This is a genomic window from Proteus sp. PR00224, from assembly GCF_016238105.1.
Classification (GTDB): Bacteria; Pseudomonadota; Gammaproteobacteria; order Enterobacterales; family Enterobacteriaceae; genus Proteus.
Window position 1 is genome coordinate 190735 of sequence record NZ_JAEHQU010000006.1, and the last position, 15906, is coordinate 206640.

14 protein-coding genes and 1 tRNA gene are annotated in these 15906 nt (G+C 37.9%); 9 read left to right on the top strand and 6 right to left on the bottom strand.

The features are described 5' to 3' along the window. Window positions 1–26: 26 nt before the first annotated feature. Window positions 27–1685, bottom strand: coding sequence for a putative transporter (locus JEP71_RS12165; RefSeq protein ID WP_198626311.1), 1659 nt, complete (start codon window positions 1683–1685; stop codon window positions 27–29). A 402-nt stretch (window positions 1686–2087) separates the two neighbouring features. Here JEP71_RS12165 and JEP71_RS12170 point away from each other — a divergent pair, with 402 nt between their 5' ends. Then, the gene (locus tag JEP71_RS12170) at window positions 2088–2411 is read left to right on the top strand and encodes a YceK/YidQ family lipoprotein (protein WP_198620061.1); all 324 of its coding nucleotides are present in this window, start codon (window positions 2088–2090) and stop codon (window positions 2409–2411) included. Between the two features lie 62 nt (window positions 2412–2473). Here the strand turns inward: JEP71_RS12170 and JEP71_RS12175 are convergent, their stop codons facing one another. Next, entirely contained in the window at window positions 2474–2779 is a 306-nt protein-coding gene (locus tag JEP71_RS12175) for a DUF5339 family protein (RefSeq protein WP_198620060.1), read from the bottom strand. 299 nt (window positions 2780–3078) lie between these two features. On the opposite strand from JEP71_RS12175, the gene JEP71_RS12180 reads away from it, so the two are divergent. The 8 genes from JEP71_RS12180 (at window position 3079) to JEP71_RS12215 (ending at window position 12651) form a co-directional block, all read left to right on the top strand. After that, window positions 3079–3155 (top strand) — tRNA-Pro (locus tag JEP71_RS12180). A gap of 862 nt (window positions 3156–4017) precedes the next feature. Continuing rightward, entirely contained in the window at window positions 4018–5625 is a 1608-nt protein-coding gene (dppA, locus tag JEP71_RS12185) for a dipeptide ABC transporter periplasmic-binding protein DppA (RefSeq protein ID WP_100159698.1), read from the top strand. A 165-nt stretch (window positions 5626–5790) separates the two neighbouring features. Next, on the top strand, window positions 5791–6810 hold the full coding sequence (gene dppB / locus JEP71_RS12190; RefSeq protein ID WP_196534055.1) for a dipeptide ABC transporter permease DppB: 1020 nt from the start codon (window positions 5791–5793) through the stop codon (window positions 6808–6810). Between the two features lie 10 nt (window positions 6811–6820). Beyond that, window positions 6821–7723, top strand: a complete 903-nt coding sequence (gene dppC / locus JEP71_RS12195; RefSeq protein WP_160230778.1) for a dipeptide ABC transporter permease DppC — start codon at window positions 6821–6823, stop codon at window positions 7721–7723. Window positions 7724–7735: 12 nt separating this feature from the next. Continuing rightward, complete coding sequence (gene dppD, locus JEP71_RS12200; protein ID WP_198626312.1) at window positions 7736–8719, top strand: dipeptide ABC transporter ATP-binding protein; 984 nt, start codon at window positions 7736–7738, stop codon at window positions 8717–8719. Beyond that, entirely contained in the window at window positions 8712–9713 is a 1002-nt protein-coding gene (dppF, locus tag JEP71_RS12205) for a dipeptide ABC transporter ATP-binding subunit DppF (protein WP_196534053.1), read from the top strand. The genes dppD and dppF overlap by 8 nt, the downstream gene beginning before the upstream one ends. Before the next feature lie 518 nt (window positions 9714–10231). Beyond that, entirely contained in the window at window positions 10232–10942 is a 711-nt protein-coding gene (locus JEP71_RS12210) for a HAMP domain-containing protein (protein ID WP_198620059.1), read from the top strand. Between the two features lie 173 nt (window positions 10943–11115). After that, window positions 11116–12651 (top strand): insulinase family protein, encoded by a 1536-nt coding sequence (locus JEP71_RS12215; protein WP_232797608.1) that lies wholly within the window; start codon window positions 11116–11118, stop codon window positions 12649–12651. A 120-nt stretch (window positions 12652–12771) separates the two neighbouring features. Here JEP71_RS12215 and JEP71_RS12220 read toward each other — a convergent pair whose 3' ends face one another. The 4 genes from JEP71_RS12220 to JEP71_RS12235 all read right to left on the bottom strand — a co-directional run bounded on the left by JEP71_RS12220 (window position 12772) and on the right by JEP71_RS12235 (window position 15880). Next, window positions 12772–13782, bottom strand: coding sequence for a serine hydrolase domain-containing protein (locus tag JEP71_RS12220; protein WP_198620058.1), 1011 nt, complete (start codon window positions 13780–13782; stop codon window positions 12772–12774). Window positions 13783–13861: 79 nt separating this feature from the next. Further along, on the bottom strand, window positions 13862–14071 hold the full coding sequence (locus JEP71_RS12225) for a 2-hydroxymuconate tautomerase family protein (protein ID WP_006534633.1): 210 nt from the start codon (window positions 14069–14071) through the stop codon (window positions 13862–13864). 69 nt (window positions 14072–14140) lie between these two features. Then, the gene (yhjD, locus tag JEP71_RS12230) at window positions 14141–15160 is read right to left on the bottom strand and encodes an inner membrane protein YhjD (RefSeq protein WP_196534050.1); all 1020 of its coding nucleotides are present in this window, start codon (window positions 15158–15160) and stop codon (window positions 14141–14143) included. 330 nt (window positions 15161–15490) lie between these two features. Beyond that, the gene (locus JEP71_RS12235) at window positions 15491–15880 is read right to left on the bottom strand and encodes a DUF1090 domain-containing protein (RefSeq protein WP_198620057.1); all 390 of its coding nucleotides are present in this window, start codon (window positions 15878–15880) and stop codon (window positions 15491–15493) included. Between the last annotated feature and the right edge of the window lie 26 nt (window positions 15881–15906).

The following is a 15906-nucleotide window of genomic DNA, read 5'->3' on the forward strand; positions in this document are numbered from 1 at the left end:
ACTATTTAATATATTTATTATTTTTACTACAAAGTCCATATGATAAGTGCCATCAATTGTGGTGTTATGATGCGTAAAAACATGGCTAAAGGGTAAACTGTGGCATAGGAAAGCGCGGCAGCTCCACTTGAGCTATGAATTGAGTTTGCGAAGGCTAATGCAGGGGGATCGGTCATTGAGCCTGCTAACATTCCGCAGAGACTTAAATAATTAAGCTTAAAGAAGACTCTGGCGAGCACACCAACAATTAATAACGGTAATAACGTAATCAAAATACCGTAGCCAATCCAACTCAAGCCTTGACCATTAATTAACGTTTCAACAAATTCACCGCCAGAGTTTAGCCCTACCACCGCAAGAAACATGACAATACCCAGTTCTCGCAATGCCAAGTTTGCACTTGGAGGCATAAACCAATAGAGCTTACCAAATGTACCAATACGCCCTAAAATTAAGGCAACAACAAGGGGACCACCGGCTAATCCCAGTTTAAGTGCCACAGGAATGCCGGGAATAAAAATAGGAATAGAGCCAAGTAAAACCCCTAAGCCGATACCAATAAAGACAGGGAGCATTTGAACTTGTTCTAATTTCTGACGAGCGTTACCTAACAGGATTGTAATAGCTTCAATAGATTCAGGACGTCCAACGACATTAAGAATATCCCCGAATTGCAACATACTATTATTGCTTGGAATAAGTTCGATACCTGCGCGGTTCAATCGAGTCACTACAACATCGTATTTTCTTTTCAGATCCAGATCTTTTAAACGCTTACTGAGTACAGAATCATTCGTTACAACGACCCGCACTGATTGCAGTAAATTTGTTGATGTTGAAAGTGAAGCGTCGACCTCTTCACCAAGTACTAGGCGTACTTTATTGAGATCTTCTTTTGAACCCACAATATGCAGTAAATCTCCCAACTGAATAATCGTTGATGGCATAGGTACCATAATGTTATCTCCACGCTTTAAACGGGAGCAGACGATGGCGTCTTCATTGAGCAGAGGAATATCTTGCATTAATAAGCCATCTAAATTGGGGTTTTTAATCGCAATATTAATGGTATGTAGTGCATCTTTAGTGCTGTGTTGTTGGTTGCTAAAAGCTTTTGCTTCTTCATCAATGTTGATTTTAAAGAACACACGAATAAGCCACATTACTAGCAGAATGCCACAGATCCCCATAGGATAAGCCATGGCATAGCCCATCCCCATTTGCCCCACAGATGTTGGGTCAACATGTAGATCTGTCAGTATTTGTTGTCCTGCACCTAAAGAAGGGGTGTTGGTAACAGCGCCCGAGAAAATACCCAAAATAATAGGCAAAGGAACGTCAAATAGACGATAAATAGACGCGGTTATGATTGAGCCAAGAAGAATAATTAATATGGCAAAGGCGTTTAGTTTTAAGCCCGAAACACGTAGTGAGGAAAAAAAACCAGGGCCGACTTGGATACCAATAGTATAAACGAAAAGAATAAGCCCAAATTCTTGAATAAAATGAAGGGTCTGTGCATTAAGAGATAAGTTATAGTGTTGAGCAAAGTGACCAATAATAATTCCACCGAAAAGAACACCACCTATCCCTAGGCTGACCCGATAAATTTTGATATTGCCAATCCAAAGACCTAGAGCGCCTGCTAATGACAACATCACCATTGTTAATGCAATATCACTCATAAAAAAGATCCTGTACCCAAAAACAAAAATGAGAAAATTTGAGCTAAAACGATAAACCTATTTTGGCAAAAAACGATGAAAGTCGCTGTGTCTTATCGCACAGATTCAACATATATAGAGATCAAAAAAACAAGAAAGATAAATATAGAGTGAAAGTATTTATTTAAAATAATGAAGGTTGAATTTTAATATCATCGAAACATAATAATTAATAATATTATTATGCTTTTTTTTATTGGATAAAGTGAAACTTTCTTATACTAGAATTATTTATTTAATGACTGAAAAATTAAGCTTTTTTATATCATCTTTCTCTTGTCCTATAAGAGAAAACAGGTTTAACTATATGATAAAAAGCGTTGACTACAGATCTCGTTTTATAGGTGCCCTATGATATTCAGAATGACAAGTAAAAATTTAACATTAGTCACATTTTTGACGACATTACTGACAGGTTGCTCAAGTGTTATGACTCATGCAGGCCCGAATAAAGAACTTTATTCAGGGACAAAAAATAACATGACAATGCTAAAAGATGATGAAACTGGATGGGCAATGAAACCATTGGTTATTCTCGATCTCCCTTTTAGTGCCGTATTAGATACTTTATTATTACCTTATGATTATTATACTCAGGGTGATGATAAAAGTGATAATTCACCTAAAGAGCGCATAAAAAGATTGGAAAGCACAACTGTGAATAATCGTCATGAAAATAAGAATTAATATCAAGTTAATGACTAAATAATAAATAAGTAGTTATATTTAGTCATTATCTGTTTATTTAATTATTTATTTAGCACTGTTTCTTCTTTAGGGCCAAACATTTTATTCAAACTATTAAGCTCTTGCATTTCCTTGTCACATATTACTTTTTGGTTTGCCAAAGGCGCTGTCATTATCTGCTTTTTGCTTTGCTCGAAGTTAGCCTTAATCTCCGGTATATTATGTTTTAGATCTTCTCTTTGAGAAATGTACTGAATAAATTTATCCGCTTCTTTAAAGTACACTCGGCAAGCATGAGCTGTAGATGCTTGAGCTGGAAGTGTGGTTGACAATAAAAGTAGTGCGACACCCCACCAACATTGTTTCATTCTCTAAACTACCTACCTTATTTGACATAAGGTAATTATATAAAAAGCACACTAATTAGACGACAATAATTAAGAATAAATTTGTTATTTTTTTTCATGTTTTATGGACAACGTAAAGAAAGCCATAGTAAAACGAGGAAAGAAAGGTGAGCTTGTTACAATAAAGCTAAAACTCACCTCGTTTTTATGATAAAAAAGTTAAAAATCAACCGTTTTGGTTGAAAACCATACGAACAGTCAGGAGATACTAAAAAAGTATTGACGGAGTGGGTTTCTGGCAGTAAGATGCACCTCGTTTTCGGCGAGTAGCGCAGCCTGGTAGCGCAACTGGTTTGGGACCAGTGGGTCGGAGGTTCGAATCCTCTCTCGCCGACCATATTAAGAAACCCCGCTTTTAAAGCGGGGTTTTGTCGTTTTAGTCTTACCAAAATACCTTGCTCTTATTTTTGATTTCGCCATAAATGGTGTTTTCTCTCGATCATCTCACTTCTATCTCATCTCTATCTTGCATTCCAAACACGCATTCTGCTCAGAAGCAGAGAACCGTGGAAATATTTTCCAAATTAAGAGAAATATTGGCTAGAAATAGCTTTGGATTTATCCAGCTCAATAAAGTTGTTTTATCCTTAAATGATTTTATAAAAGCCCTATTAATAATCTAAAGAAACCTCTCAGTTTTTCGTTCAACTCTCTTTTTATTGAGGATGGAACGTCTGAGAATGTTGAACGAACATAAATTTTTCACTATAAAAGCATGAAAATCATTAATAACAGACTGAATCTAATCGGCTTATCTAGTTAAGTGGTTTGTTAAGAGCCAAAAATTGATACTTTTCACTCTATTTGCCTGATTAAAACTAAAATCAGGATCGTCTAGCAAGGTGATTATTTTTCTTCCATAACAGAATAAAGCACCAAGTTCTTTGTTTCATTTCAAAATATTCGTTCAATATTTAAGCGGTTAATCACAAATTATGGCTTTTTTTAAAATAGTCATTTCACTTAAGGATTTCTTAATGTGTGGTTTTATTGACTAGATATTAGTCAGAGACTTATTTTTTTATTCTGAGTTTGTTCGATATTTGTTTCATTTGTGTTTATAACAGGTTCTTTTTACCTTCTAACACCTTATTGACGTAAGGGAATACAGTTGGTTAATTGAACAATGACAAAATAAAAAGGTATTCCGTTTTTAAACAGGAAACCAAAACACAACAGAACAATTTCGGAGAGTAATGATGAAAAGCTCCAAAAAACAGACAGGAATTTTGACCGCTACAATTGGATTGCTCGCATTAGCTGTTTCTGCGGGTGTGCAGGCCAAAACATTGGTGTATTGCTCTGAAGGTTCGCCTGAAGGATTTAACCCTCAGTTATTTACCTCTGGAACAACCTATGACGCAAGTTCAGTGCCTATCTATGACCGTTTAGTTGAATTTAAACTGGGTACAACAGAAATTATTCCGGGCTTAGCTGAAAGCTGGGATGTAAGCGATGATGGCAAAGTGTATACCTTTCATTTACGTAAAGGCGTGAATTGGCATAGTAGTAAAACCTTTAAGCCAACGCGTGAATTTAATGCGGATGACGTGATGTACACGTTTATGCGTCAAATGGATCCAAAACATCCTTACCATAAAGTCTCTGGCGGAAGTTATGAATACTTCTCCGGCATGGATATGAACAACATGATCGAGAAAATCGAGAAAGTTGATGATCATACCGTTCGTTTTGTTTTAACTCGTTCAGAAGCACCTTTTATTGCTGATATGGCAATGGACTTTGCATCCATATTATCTGCTGAATATGCGGATAATATGATGAAAGCAGGTACACCTGAGAAAGTGGATCTAGATCCTATCGGTACAGGGCCTTTTCAATTACAGCAATATCAAAAAGATTCTCGTATTCTTTATAAAGCCAATGACCAATATTGGGGTAAAAAACCAGATATTGACCGTTTAGTCTTTTCTATCACACCTGATGCCTCTGTACGATATGCAAAACTGCAAAAAGGTGAGTGTCAGGCAATGCCTTTCCCAAATCCTGCTGATATTGCGAAGATGAAACAAAATAGCGATATCAATCTATTAGAACAACCAGGCTTAAACGTGGGTTATATCTCTTTTAACGTTGAGAAAAAACCATTGGATAACCAAAAAGTTCGCCAAGCATTAAGTATGGCGGTGAATAAAGACGCCATTATTGAAGCGGTTTATCAAGGTGCAGGTCAGAAGGCGAAAAACCTCATCCCTCCTACAATGTGGGGTTATAACGATGACATCGTTGATTACGAATATAACCCTGAAAAAGCGAAAGCATTGCTAAAAGAAGCTGGTCTTGCAGATGGTTTTACTATCGATTTATGGGCAATGCCAGTACAGCGTCCTTATAACCCAAATGCCCGCCGTATGGCTGAAATGGTACAAGCGGATTGGGAAAAAATTGGCGTTAAAACCAAAATTGTAAGTTACGAGTGGGGCGAATATCTCAAGCGCGCTAAATCTGGCGAACACCAAGCAGTCATGATGGGTTGGACTGGTGATAACGGGGACCCTGATAACTTCTTCGCTACGCTATTTAGTTGTGCGGCAAAAGAGCAAGGATCGAACTATTCAAAATGGTGCTATAAGCCATTTGAAGATCTGATCCAGCCTGCACGAGTAGCCGCCGATCACGAAAAACGTGTTGAACTCTACAAACAAGCTCAAGTTGTTATGCATGATCAAGCGCCTGCTCTGATTATTGCTCACTCGACTGTTTATGAGCCTGTGAGTAAAAAAGTAGAAAACTACGTGGTTGACCCATTAGGTAAACATCACTTCGAGAATGTCTCTCTTAAATAATAGCAATACCTAATCGTTGGGTTGTCTTAAGTACGGTGTCTTTCTTTATGAAAGGCACCGCTATTCAATAATAACGAATACATTCAGTACACTGTGGGCGCAGGGGACTTTCCCCTGATTTATCAGCGCTATCTTTTAGCTGATGTTTGAAAAGAGAATTAGGATATGCTGCAATTTATCCTTCAACGTTTGGGACTTGTGATCCCTACGTTTATCGGAATTACATTACTGACGTTTATTTTCGTTCATCTTATTCCCGGTGATCCGGTAATGATTATGGCGGGTGAGCGTGGACTTTCTCCAGAACGACATGCTTATTTAATGGCTGAATTGGGACTGGATAAGCCTTTATGGCAACAATATCTCAATTATCTAAATGGTATTCTCCACGGTGATTTAGGTATCTCATTAAAAAGCCGCATTCCTGTATGGGATGAATTTTTACCTCGCTTTAAAGCTACTTTAGAACTTGGCGTTTGCGCCATGATTTTTGCGGTTTCAGTTGGGATCCCTGTTGGTGTTTTGGCTGCGGTAAAACGTGGTTCTATTTTTGATCATACCGCGATTAGTGTGTCATTAGCAGGTTACTCCATGCCAATTTTCTGGTGGGGGATCATGTTAATCATGCTAGTGTCTGTAAAATTAGACCTAACCCCAGTCTCTGGGCGCTTGGCTGATAGTGTCTTTTTAGATGACAGCAACCCACTCACTGGATTTATGCTGATTGATACCTTTATTTGGGGGGAGGAAGGGGATTTCTTAGATGCAGTTCACCACATCATTTTACCTGCTATTGTATTAGGAACCATTCCTTTAGCTGTTATCGTGCGTATGACGCGTTCTTCGATGCTTGAAGTATTAGGCGAAGATTATATTCGTACTGCTAGAGCAAAAGGTTTGAGCCGTGCTCGCGTCATTCTTATCCACGCATTACGCAATGCGATGTTGCCTGTTGTCACCGTTATTGGATTACAAGTTGGAACAATGCTGGCTGGTGCAATTTTAACAGAAACTATTTTCTCATGGCCGGGATTAGGACGCTGGTTGATTGATGCCTTACAGCGACGCGATTACCCAGTTGTTCAAGGTGGTGTGCTTTTAATTGCAACGATGATTATCTTTGTCAATCTGTTGGTTGATGTTCTTTATGGCATTGTGAATCCTCGTATTCGCCATAAAAAATAAGGAATGCATAATGACTGAAAATAAAGTAACACCGGTCATCAGTGCACCGGCTCCCATGACGCCCTTCCAAGAATTTTGGCACTACTTTAAACAAAATAAAGGTGCTGTTGTTGGGTTAATCTATATTGTAATTATGTTGCTTATTGCATTACTGGCGGGCTTTCTTGCACCTCATGCCCCTAATGAGCAATTTCGTGATTTCTTATTAGTGCCTCCTGTTTGGCAAGAAGGGGGAAGCTGGCAATTTATTCTCGGTACTGATGATGTTGGTCGCGATATTCTTTCTCGCTTAATGTTTGGTGCTCGACTTTCATTATTGGTGGGCTGTATTGTTGTCGTGCTATCACTTATCTTAGGAATTATTCTAGGATTGGCCGCGGGTTATTTCGGTGGTCTTGTAGATATCGGCATTATGCGTGTCGTCGATATCATGTTGGCATTACCAAGTTTATTATTGGCATTAGTGTTGGTAGCTATTTTTGGTCCTTCTATTGTTAATGCTTCTATCGCACTGACCTTTGTTGCTTTACCTCACTATGTTCGATTAACGCGAGCCGCTGTTTTAATTGAAGTTAACCGCGATTACGTTATTGCTTCTCGTGTTGCGGGGGCGGGCTCAATGCGTCAAATGTTTATCAATATCTTACCTAACTGTCTTGCCCCTTTAATTGTTCAAGCCTCTTTAGGTTTTTCTAATGCCATCTTAGATATGGCAGCATTAGGCTTTTTAGGAATGGGCGCGCAGCCACCGACACCTGAATGGGGAACCATGTTATCTGATGTATTGCAGTTTACACAGAGTGCGTGGTGGGTTGTGACGTTTCCTGGTCTTGCTATTTTGTTTACCGTATTAGCCTTTAACTTAATGGGTGATGGTTTACGAGATGCACTTGATCCGAAATTAAAGCAGTAACGGAGTAAGAACATGGCATTACTAAATATTAATCAATTATCTGTTCACTTTGGTGATGAAGATACTCCGTTTAAAGCGGTAGACCGAATAAGCTATCAGGTTGAAGAAGGGCAAGTTGTGGGTATTGTCGGTGAGTCTGGCTCTGGTAAATCAGTCAGTTCATTGGCAATTATGGGACTTATTGATTTTCCAGGACGAGTGACAGCACAAGAGCTTTATTTTGATGGCAGAGATCTGATGAAAATCTCTGAATCAGAGCGACGAAATTTGGTGGGTGCAGAGGTTGCAATGATTTTCCAAGATCCGATGACAAGCTTGAATCCTTGTTTTACGGTTGGCTATCAAATCATGGAAGCATTAAAAGTCCATCAGGGAGGAAGTCGTAAAACACGTAAACAACGTGCTATCGATCTCTTAACGCTGGTGGGTATTCCTGATCCCGCTTCTCGTTTAGATGTCTATCCACACCAGCTTTCAGGGGGAATGAGCCAGCGTGTGATGATCGCAATGGCGATCGCTTGTCGCCCTAAATTATTGATTGCAGATGAACCTACCACAGCACTGGATGTGACTATTCAGGCTCAAATCATAGAGCTTTTGCTCGATTTACAAAAACAAGAAAATATGGCGCTAGTGTTGATTACCCATGATCTTGCATTAGTGGCAGAAGCCGCAGACACCATTATTGTGATGTATGCGGGGCAAGTGGTGGAATCCGGAAAAGCATCAGAAATTTTTAAAGCGCCTCGCCACCCTTATACTCAAGCATTATTAAGAGCACTCCCTGAGTTCGCGAGTAATAAAGCGCGATTAGCATCGCTACCGGGCGTTGTACCAGGGCGCTATGATCGACCAACAGGTTGCTTACTCAATCCTCGTTGCCCATATGCTCATGATGAATGTTATAAGGTTGAGCCTGAATTAAAAGAATTAGGAACGCATCGTGTGAAGTGTCATACACCGTTAGATAATGCAGGGGAACCTACCCATGGCTGAAGTTAATCCAAATGTATCAACTCCTTTATTAAAAGCGGTTAATTTAGCGAAGTATTACAGCGTAAAAGGTGGGCTTTTTTCAAAAGAGAGAACAGTTAAAGCCCTTGATGGTGTCTCTTTTGAATTAGAACGTGGTAAGACTTTGGCTGTTGTTGGTGAATCAGGATGTGGTAAATCCACATTAGGTCGATTACTCACGATGATTGAGGTTCCTACTTCAGGCGAGCTTGCTTATCGTGGGCAAAATCTGTTAATTAAAGATAAATCGGCTGAGAAGCTACGTCGCCAAAAGATCCAAATTGTGTTTCAAAATCCTTATGGATCATTGAATCCGCGTAAAAAAGTAGGGCAAATTTTAGAAGAGCCTTTATTGATTAATACAACACTGAATGCCTCTGAGCGTAAAGAAAAAGTATTATCAATGATGGCAAAAGTGGGGTTAAAAACAGAGCACTATAGCCGATATCCTCATATGTTTTCTGGTGGTCAACGTCAGCGTATTGCTATTGCACGAGGCTTGATGCTTGATCCAGACATTGTGGTAGCCGATGAGCCTGTTTCTGCGCTGGATGTATCCGTTCGTGCCCAAGTACTGAATTTGATGATGGATCTACAACAAGATATGGGGCTCTCTTATGTTTTTATTTCTCATGATCTCTCGGTTGTTGAGCATATTGCAGATGAAGTTATTGTAATGTATTTAGGGCGTTGTGTAGAAAAAGGAACAAAAGCTCAAATTTTTGAAAATCCACAACATCCTTATACACAGGCATTATTATCAGCCACACCAAGATTGACGCCTGAATTAAGACGAGAGCGTATTAAATTAACGGGAGAATTACCGAGCCCATTAAATCCGCCACCGGGTTGTGCTTTCGCTGCTCGTTGCCGTCGTGCATTTGGGCCATGTAGTCAATTACAGCCAACATTAAAAGAGTATAATGGTCAGCTTATTGCTTGTTTTGCGGTGGAGCAAGATAACGCGATAGTTTAAATAAAATAAATTTATCTCATAAAATAAGAACAATATACTGATTTATATTGTTCTTATTTTTTTATTAATAATATTTAATTAATCTTAACTAAATAATCTAATAATGATTTTATAGATATCAAATATTATATTTATATGAGTTTTTTAAAATATAAACTTCAATGATATTAAAGGAAAATAATATTTTTCACTAAGAAATATACTGCGATTAGCATTGCACTTTAACTTGAAGTTAAGGTTTTAATGGCATTTAATTTTATATTTTTTAGTGAATTGTATCTTTTTATTAAAATAAAGTAGATTTATTGTAGATAACCAAGAAAAAATAATATTTAATTTTTATTTTACTATTTTTATCTTATAACTATACTCAAATAATAATAATTATATATTTATCTACTTTCATTTTAATGGATAAGCGCTTTTTATAACGTTATTTTCTTTATTGAGAGTGATACATAATCACAAAAATACAGTATAATCACTCTGATCAGACATGTATATTGGAAATAGCAACGATGAAACCTCATCTTAAACATTCATTAACAATAAAACAGATGGCCGCTGTTGCGGGCGTTACGTTGGTGACTATTGCTATTTTTATCAGTATTCAACTTGTTTATTTGATAGAACAACGCCGTGAAGATTATCAAAATCAGCTTTTTAATGCTGGTGTAAGTATCCAGCAACCACTCGCTGATGCATTGTTACGATCAGATTTGAACGATGCTAAACAACAGATTGTTACACTAAAAGCGACGGGTATTTTAGGTAAAGCGATTGTCATGCAACCCGAAAATGTACAAGTGATGAGTTTAGATTTCGCACCTAAGAAAGAAGTCTCTGAATTCTCAAGTTGGCTTTTTGGTATTCCCGTTGAAGCTGTTATTCCTTTACAGCCATTAGGTATTACTTCAACAGATGATAAGTCCTATAGTGGTCATCTCATTTTACAGGCTGACACAAATCGTTTTTATCGTTTTGCCAGTAATACTGTTGCCTTGATGCTAACAACATATCTGTTGATGGGGCTTATTCTGACGGTTGCTATTAGCTGGTGTATTAATCGTATTGTTGTAAAACCTTTACGCCAAATCGCCGTCACCCTCAATAAAGATAGCCAAGTTTCAGCGTTATCTTGTCCAAAATCACATTGTGATGATGAGATTGGTTTGCTGGTTAAAGGATATAATCATCAAAAATCTGATCAAAAATTGCCGAAGGTCTGAACCTTCTTACGCCATAATGAGTCTAATCACTATAGTGATTTCATTTCATGTTTCTGTGGTGATAAAGATGATAATACAAAAAATAGACATCCAACATCTAACATGTCTTTTGGCACTTATTGTTAAACCTCATAAGTGGTTTAATACCAAGGATTAATACAACAGAGGTTCACATGCAGGGTGTAATGACACGAATTTTATTGGGAAGCGTTATGTTCGGCGCTGTTATTTGCCAAGTTCAAGCGGAAGCTTTGCAGCCTGATCCGGCTTGGCAAGAAGGGCGACTAGCAAATGGTTTTCAGTGGCAAATCTTACAAACACCGCAACGCCCAAATGATAGAATACAGATCCGTTTATTAGTCAATACAGGTTCTTTATCAGAAAAAAGTAGTGAAACGGGTTTTTCATCCTTAGTGTCCAAACTCAACGTTTTGGAAAATACAGGCTTAACGCCAGAGAAACGCGATAATCTATGGAAAAATGCGTTAGATCCTGACTATCCGTTACCTCCAATGATCGTTTCATACGATTTTACTGTTTATAATCTAAGTTTACCGAACAACCAGCCTGAGCTATTAAAGGATGCTTTTGCATTATTAGCAGGTATTGCTAAACCTGCTGAATATACCGAAGATGCGGTTCGTAATGCGGTTCAATCACCGCTTCCTATTGCAACATTTCCTCTCAATATTGAAGATCCTATTTGGCGCTCACGCCTTGAAGGCTCAAATCTAAAAGGCCACAATCCAGGAAAACCGGTTAATCAATCTGTAAATACTAAAGAGCTGTCAGATTACCAACAACGTTGGTATACCCCAGATATGATGACACTTTATGTTGCAGGTAATGTTGATAATCGAGTATTGACTGAAAGTATTAATCAGGCATTTTCAACTCTATCAGGAAAGCGTGTAACACCTGTTCCAGTGCCTGTTCTTGCCGATATGAAACCTGAAACGTTATATGTGCAAGAGCCTATGCGTGCAAAAGACCAAATTGCTTTAATTTGGGATTTAGACTGGTCGCCAGTAAAAGACTCTGACACATTAAATAAATATTGGTTAAGTGATTTAGCTCGTGAAGTCATTTTTGTGCATTTGGGTCGTAGCCTTGAACAACGTAAGGAAAACGACAGTACTCAAATTAACATTGATTGCCGGGTACAATATCAGCGTGCAAGTTGTTCTTTAAATATTGATACTGCAACGGCTCATATTCCTGCATTAGCATCATGGGTGGGAGAAGAGTTAGGTCGTTTACGTAATCAAGGTATTAGTGATGAACTATACCAAGAGCTTCAACAAGAAAAACAACTTCAATTAACTCAGTTGTTTGCCCGTTATGCAAAAACCAGTACGGCAATTTTAATTAATCAGCGTCTGTTATCACAACAAAGCAATATTATTGATATTCCACCTGAACAATATCAGCGTTTACGCCAAGCATTTTTAGCTGGTTTAACAAAAGAGACATTAAATCAGGAGCTTTCAAGAGTTTTATCTGAAGATATTACTTTTGTATTAACGCAAAGTGGTGAAACACCAACGGTGAATTTAGGTGAATTGCGTATTCAATTTGAAAAGCAAGTTCATCCAGAAACGGCAAATACACCTGCGCCTGTTGCAACTAATACTACACCAAATAAAGCAGTTGAAACTCCGGCTGTAACAACTCCAGCGGTAGCAACAACACCGACGAAGAAACCGTAATAAAACAGAGATAGGCTGATATTAGAAATTTATCAGCCATAAAATAAACAAAAAGCCAAAAGTGTTATTGATACATTTTTGGCTTTTTGATTTTTGATTTTTGATTTTTGATTTTTGATTTTAAAGGCGTTTAAATGCTTCTTTAACAATGGTTATCAGATCTTCACGGTTATTTTTTTGGGTTGTAAAACCGGCAATAGCAATTTGTTTTTCAGGTAAGTAATAAGCTACTGACCCCCAATAACCAAGATGATAGTAAAGTGTGCCTAGGTCAGTTTCTTCGGCCATTAAACCTAAACGATAATTTGCAGCACCTGTATGTGATCCTTGCCATTTCATCTCTTTTAAGGTTGATGGATGCAAGTAAACTCTATCTTCGAAGAGGTCAGCTGTAAATTTAGCTAACTCAAGGGTTGTCATCACAAGCCCGCCACCGCCAAAAGCATCCATTGAAGCATCAATATGAGTACCTTCGTGCTCACCTGTAAACTGTCTAGCACGCGCTTTAGGATGCTTAGGTTGTAGTTCTAAATCTTCCCACCACGTTTGTGGTAAATCTAAGTCTTGGAAATGCAATAATTCACGAACGCTGGTGGCCATATTTTTTCTCATAAACTGAGAGAGGATATCACCTAACAAGATGTATCCTGTATCTGAATAAATGAAGCGTTTTCCAGCTGGAATAATGGGAAAGCCTTGTTGAGCATAGCGCGCTATTTGTTCTTCTCGTGTCCATTTATGAGAGGGATCTTTAATCACATCTTCAAGATAAGCTTCATTTGCATGATCGAATAAACCACTGCTATGGCTTAATAAATGGCGTAGTGTAATGGCTTTAAGATCATACCCTAGCTCTAATAATGTCTGTTGATAATGAGCACTTAAATATTTAGTTATATCATCATCAAGGGATAGAGCATCTTGTTCCCATAAACGTAAAAAAGCGGCTGCGAGAAAGGTTTTTGTATTACTAGCGATTCGAAAAGGCGTATCTACAGTTAATTTTTTCTGGGTACTTTCATCGGCAAATCCGTGCGCCATACCAAAAGGGTACTGAATGCCTGCACCTGTAATATAGATAGCACTTGCTGAAGGTAAGGCATGAAAAGCATCAGTCATTGATTGAACCATAGTTACTTCCTTATCTGTCAGGAAAATAAATCAGCAAAAAGGGTGTACTTTGCACCCTTTATTATATTGCAGAAATTTTTTATTTACTTTTTGTTGCTGCTCGTAATTCTGTTACTGTTTTACCGCCTATTCCCCAGTTATCTGTTTCAACTTCATCAATTACCACAACCGTGGTTGCTGGATTTTTGCCTAATACATCAACCAAAAGTTGTGTTGCTCCCGCAATGAGCTGCTCTTTTTGCTCTGCGGTTGCACCTTCGCGTGTAATTTTAATATTAACGTATGGCATTGTTTTTCCTTATTACGTTATTTATAGGCGGTTAATGCAGGGAATTAACCATATAGTTTTATCATAAAGTTAAGATGTTGATTGCGTTTCAGACAACTGTTCTTTGCGCATATTTGGGCCATCAGTGGCGATCCACGCGGCACAAAAGAGTGTTAATCGGGCAAAAAAGTAGAAGAAAGCCATTAAACCTATCACTGAACCAAATGCGGCACCTGAAGGTGAGCTTGCGATTTTGGGTAGCATCCATGTCATAACGGATTTCAATATTTCAAAACCAATGGCAGCGATAAGTGTGCCTTTAATAAGCGAAATTCGTTTTGGTTGATGGCGAGGTAAGATCCACAATATCCATAAAAAGAGTAAATAGTTTGCAGTAATGGAAATAGTTAAGCCGATGGTTGTCCATGCTGGCGTTAGCCATTCAATACCGTCTAATCCCAATGTGTGAACAATCATTCTTTGGGCTGAACCTGCCACAGAAGTTAGCGTAATAGTGACAATTAACGCAAAAAGTAAGCCAATTAGCGCTAAAAAGTCGCGAAAGTAGCGGAAATAGATTTTCTCTTGCTCTTCTTTATTTCTTTCCCAAACGGGGCGTGATTGAGCCAAAATGGCTTGGCGTAAATTACCCACCCAATTAACACCAGAATAAAGTGCAATTGCTAAACCAGTTAAACCAACGGTTGTACGCTGGCGAACTGCGGTATCAATACTTTGTTGAACTGTGGATGCAAGCGTTGGATCGTCAATGCTATTTGCGACACCTGTAATTAATTTAGCGAGTAAATCTGGATTTGAGGCCAAAACAAAACCCGCACAGGCAAAAGAAAGCATTAATACTGGGATTAATGATAAAAATGAAAAGTAAGTAATAGCTGCGCCGAACTGATTTCCCATTCTGTCAGTGAAACGTTCTGCTGCACGAATAAGGTGTGCAATAAAAGGGATATTGGTGATGAAGTTACTGATTTTTATCCCAATTCCAATGGCTTTTTTCCCACCATGAAGCCCTTTTTCCAGCCCTTTTTTTAGTGGCTGAGTCAGTTGAGTTTTTTCACTTACTGTTTTTTGTTGCTGCTCTTCTGACATATATCCTCTTTAATTAGATCAGTCCATTTTCAATAAATTAATGTTACTACTATAGTTTTCACTCAAAAATATCATAGCTTAATTTCTATTACACACCTTATGCTTATTGTAATTAGCCACTGATTTAGGAGATGTATTTGTTTGTTCTGGCTTAAGTGTAGATGATGCTCTATTAAAAGGTGTAGATAATCTTGTACTTAATAAAGGATAAAAAACCAATACAGCAATTCTGAAATTAAGTTTAGTTTAATAAGAGAATGGCTACTCACTTATTGTTTTAGTCTGTATTTCACAGTCAAATAAGGAGTAGGCATTAATTATTGATGATAACTACTTTGTCAGTAGATTTAATTCTTCTTCAATTGCTTTTAAATCAGCTTTTTCTTCAGCTAGCTTTCTTTCTTGTTTAGCAATTTTATCTGCATCACCTTTAAGTTGTGCTTCTTTTAATTCGAGCTCACGCTCTTTAACGTCAAGTTGTTTTTCACGTAATTCAAGGCGTGTGTTTTCAACCACTTTTTCAGGTGTGCAATAGCGTTCAACATTTTGTAATGCTCGCTCCAAGCCTTGGATACGATATTGATTACCATGTGCTTTTGCATATTCCATCTGCTTTTGGATATTCTGTTTTTTTATTTCACAACCATTGGTTGATCTATCGGCATAAGCATTACTTGCGAGTAAGCTTAAGGTTATGGCAGTAAAAAGTAATTTTTTCATCTTTCTATCCTATTTAAACTTAAGTG